The 3,668-nt window shown below is 76.3% G+C and carries 3 protein-coding genes and 1 pseudogene; 2 read left to right on the top strand and 2 right to left on the bottom strand.

Annotated features, from left to right (window positions below; all coding sequences use genetic code 11):
- Positions 1–303: pseudogene (locus AA75_RS33580) on the top strand (biotin-dependent carboxyltransferase family protein); the annotation flags it as partial.
- 382 nt (positions 304–685) lie between these two features.
- On the opposite strand, the gene AA75_RS33575 reads toward AA75_RS33580, so the two are convergent.
- Both AA75_RS33575 and AA75_RS33570 read right to left on the bottom strand, forming a co-directional pair.
- Positions 686–2,092 carry a beta-propeller fold lactonase family protein gene (locus AA75_RS33575; RefSeq protein WP_082527019.1) on the bottom strand — a complete coding sequence of 469 codons (1,407 nt, stop codon included), beginning with the start codon at positions 2,090–2,092 and terminating at the stop codon, positions 686–688.
- A 366-nt stretch (positions 2,093–2,458) separates the two neighbouring features.
- Entirely contained in the window at positions 2,459–3,235 is a 777-nt protein-coding gene (locus AA75_RS33570; RefSeq protein WP_033824139.1) for an SDR family NAD(P)-dependent oxidoreductase, read from the bottom strand.
- 330 nt (positions 3,236–3,565) lie between these two features.
- On the opposite strand from AA75_RS33570, the gene AA75_RS46350 reads away from it, so the two are divergent.
- Positions 3,566–3,668 (top strand): undecaprenyl-diphosphate phosphatase (locus AA75_RS46350; protein ID WP_304441509.1); only part of this gene is annotated, 103 nt, incomplete at its 3' end.

Raw genomic sequence — 3,668 nt, 5'->3', positions numbered from 1 at the left:
TGGTTCAGCGGCGTGGCGGCGCTGGCCCGCGACACCTACCGGGTCGCCGCCGCCAGCAACCGGGTGGCGCTGCGCACCGAGGGCCCGGCCGTCGGCCGCGCCCGGGCCGGCGAACTGCCGAGCGCCGGGCTGGTCCTGGGCGCCGTCCAGGTGCCGCCGGACGGCCAGCCGGTGATCTTCCTCGCCGACCACCCCACCACCGGCGGCTACCCCGTGGTCGGGGTGGTCCCGGCCGCCGACCTCCCACCGGCCGCCCAGGCCCGCCCGGGCACCCCGCTGCGGTTCCTGCTGCTGCCCGGCTGACCCTCGGCCGACCGGAACCGTCTGCGCACTCCCGCCGTCCCCTCCGGGACGACGGAGCGAGGGGGGAACGTGCGCCAGGCACAGCGGATCGGGCCGGGCAGCGGGCCGCGGGGCGCACCGCGCGCGCCGCGACGACCGTCCGCAGCCCGGCGGGCAGCACCAAGGCCCAGGCGATGACGTACCGGACCACCCACACGGCGCACCCCCGAGGCCGACGCCCATTCACCTCAGTCCGTCGGTGCGGGATTTGCGTCCGCAAGAGCTGAGACCGTCAGGGCGTGGCCGCCGGGTTCACCCGCGGACCTCCCGGGGCGCGGGGGAGCTCCTGGGGCGGCAGGTGGTACGCCCCCGCCCGTTCACGGCCCGGCGCGGGGAGCCCGCGTCAGCAGCGCACCAGCAGGACCGACACCACGGTGCAGGTGGCGGCGGCGGTGTCGTTGGCGGCGGTCGGGTCCGCCGGGGCGGAGGCGGTGCGGGTGGCGGTGGTGGTGACCGGGCCGAGGCCGAGCAGGCCGACCGCGCTGCGGAAGGTCCAGGTGGCGGTGGTGCCGTTGGCGAGCGCCCCGGCCGAGCAGGTGACGGTACGGCCTGCGGTGGTGCACCCCGCGCTGAGGTCGGTGGCGGTGGCGCCGGGCGGCAGGGTCGCCGTGACGGTGGCCGAAGTGGCCGCCTGCGGACCGTTGTTGCGGGCGGTCAGGGTGTAGCCGATGGCACCGGGGAGCAGGGCGGGGGCCTGGGCGGTCAGACCGACCGCGAGGTCGGCGCGGGGCGGGGTGAGCGGCCGGGGTACGAAGGCCACCCCCGAGGGGAGGCTGCCGACGGCCGTGCTGGTGGTGGCGAGCCCGGTGCCGGTGTCGACCACGCCGAGGCTGTTCCCGCCGGCCGAGGTGACGTAGAGGAAGCCGCCGGACGGGCTGACCGCGACCGCGGCGGGGGCCGGCCCCACGGCGATGGTGCCGGTGACGGCGTTGGTGGCGGTGTCGATCACGGACAGGGTGTTGTCCGAGAGGTTGGCGACGTACGCCCGGGTGCCGGCCGGGTTGACGGCCACCGAGTGCGGGATCCGGCCGACCGGGACGGTGGCGGTCACCGTGTTGGTGGCGGTGTCGACCACGGACACCGTGGCGGCGTAGGAGTTGGCCACGTACACCCGGGTGCCGGCCGGGTTGACCGCCGCCGCGACCGGGCCGGAGCCGACCCGGACGGTGGCCGTGACCGCACCCGCGCCCGTGTCGACCACCGAGAGGGTGTCCCCGCCGGCGTCGGCCGTGTAGGCGCGGGCGGCGGCGGGTGCGAGGACGACGGCGTTGGGGTTGCGGCCGACCGGGACGGTCGCGGAGACGGTGGCGGTGGCGGTGTCGATCACCGAGACCGAGTCGCCGCCCGCGTTGGCGACGTACGCCCGGGTGCCGGCCGCGTCGACGGCGACCCCGCTCGGGAACTGCCCGACCGGGACGGTGGCGGTGACGGCGCCCGCCGCGGTGTCGATCACCGAGACGGTCCCGCTGCGGAGGTTGGCCACATAGGCCTTGGTCCCGGCCGGGCCGAGGGCGACGCCGTCGGGGCCGGCGCCCACCGGGACGGTGGCGATCACCCCGTGGGTGGTCGCGTCGACCACCGAGACGGTGTCGTCGTCGGTGTTGACCACGTAGGCGCGGTCGGTGAGGGCGGTGACGGCGTGCGCGATCCCGGTGCCGGGACCGGCCACCGCCAGTAAGCCGACGGCGGCGGCGACCAGGGCCGACCACCCGGCACGGGGGCGGACGGCGCGGGGGCGAGGGCGCGACATGCGGTACTCCTTCTCGACGGCATCGCACGGGTCACGGTGGAACCGTTCGGCGCGGGCGTCCGACGGACCGGGCGGGGGGCCCGGCACCGTCGGGGCACGCGTGGACGGGCCAACGTGGACGGGCGCGCGGAGGCAGGCGTGCGGAGGCAGAGGTGCGGAGAGCGGAGATGCAGGAGCGGAGGTGCGGGGACGGGCGTACGGAAGCGGCCGTGCGCCGGGCGATGAGCGGGCCCACACCCCGGCGCGGTCGCGACGAGTAGCAACCTAGAGGCGCTGAGTGATCGGCACAAGAGCGGGTCCGGGGTGCCACCAGTCCGGGTGACACGCGGCCGAGCAGCCGTCAGGGGGTTTACCTGCGCGGGGACTTCACTGCGCCAGGTACCCGCCGTCCACGGGAAGCACCACGCCGGTCACGAACGAAGCCTCGTCCGACGCCAGGAACAGGATCGCCCGGGCCACCTCCTCGGGCTCGCCCAGCCTGCCGAGCGGGTGCTGCCGCACGATCGCGTCCAGGTACTCCTGACCGCCGGGCTCCTGCGGCAGCCGGCGGACCCGGTCGGTCCTGATCGTACCGGGGGCGACCGCGTTGACCCGGATGCCGCTGCCCGCCCACTCCACCGCGAGGTGCTTGGTCAGCCCGGAGGCGACGAACTTGGCCGGTCCGTAAGCCGCTTGGCCGGACTGGCCGGCCAGCCCGGAGATGGAGGAGAGGCAGACGATCGAGCCGCGGCCGACCGGCGCCATGTGCTCGATCGCGTACTTGCAGGTGAGGAACATCCCGCGGCCGTCGACGGCCATCACCCGGTCCCAGTCCTCGGGGGTGGCGTCCAGCACGTTCTGCAGCGGCAGGATGCCGGCGTTGGCGACCAGCACGTCGATGCCGCCGTACCCGGCCACCGCCTCCTCGACCATCCGCCGGGCGTCGGCCGGGACCGAGACGTCGCCGACCACCGCGCGGACCTCGGCGCCGTCGGCCGCCAGCGCGGCGCGGAGCACCTCCAGGGCCGCCGCGTCGATGTCGGTGACCACCAGCCGGGCGCCCTCGGCGGCGAACAGCTCCGCGGTCGCCCGGCCGATGCCCAGCGCGGCACCCGTCACCACCGCGGACCTGCCCGCCAGCCGCCCGCCCGTCGATCCCGTCATCCGCCCGCTCCCGTCCGTGGATCCGGCCCGTCCGGGCCCCTGCGGGCCCGCCCGGCCCTCCGGACCAGGGTGGCCCGACCGGCCGCCGGGACGCCGAAGGCGCGACGGCCGGACCGCCGCCGGGACCGAACTGCCCGGTCCGTACGGAATCTTGATCAGCTCGCAAGTTCCCGGCCATCTCGGCGGATTATCGTCACAACCCGCGCCGCAGGGTGCTCGGCGCCGTCCACCGCGTCCCGCCCGGGTGCCGGAGCGGCCACGGCCACCGCGACGAGGAGCTGGACCGACAATGCGCAACCGCCGACCGACCGTCCCGGCCGGTGCCCGGTGATCGACTGGTTCCATGCGGCCGTGCTCGGCCTGATCCAGGGACTCACCGAGTTCCTGCCGATCTCCTCCAGCGCCCACCTGCGGGTCTTCTCCGCACTGCTGG

The organism is Kitasatospora sp. MBT63 (genome assembly GCF_000710465.2).
Classification (GTDB): Bacteria; Actinomycetota; Actinomycetes; order Streptomycetales; family Streptomycetaceae; genus Kitasatospora.
This window is presented reverse-complemented; position numbering and strand designations above follow the sequence as displayed.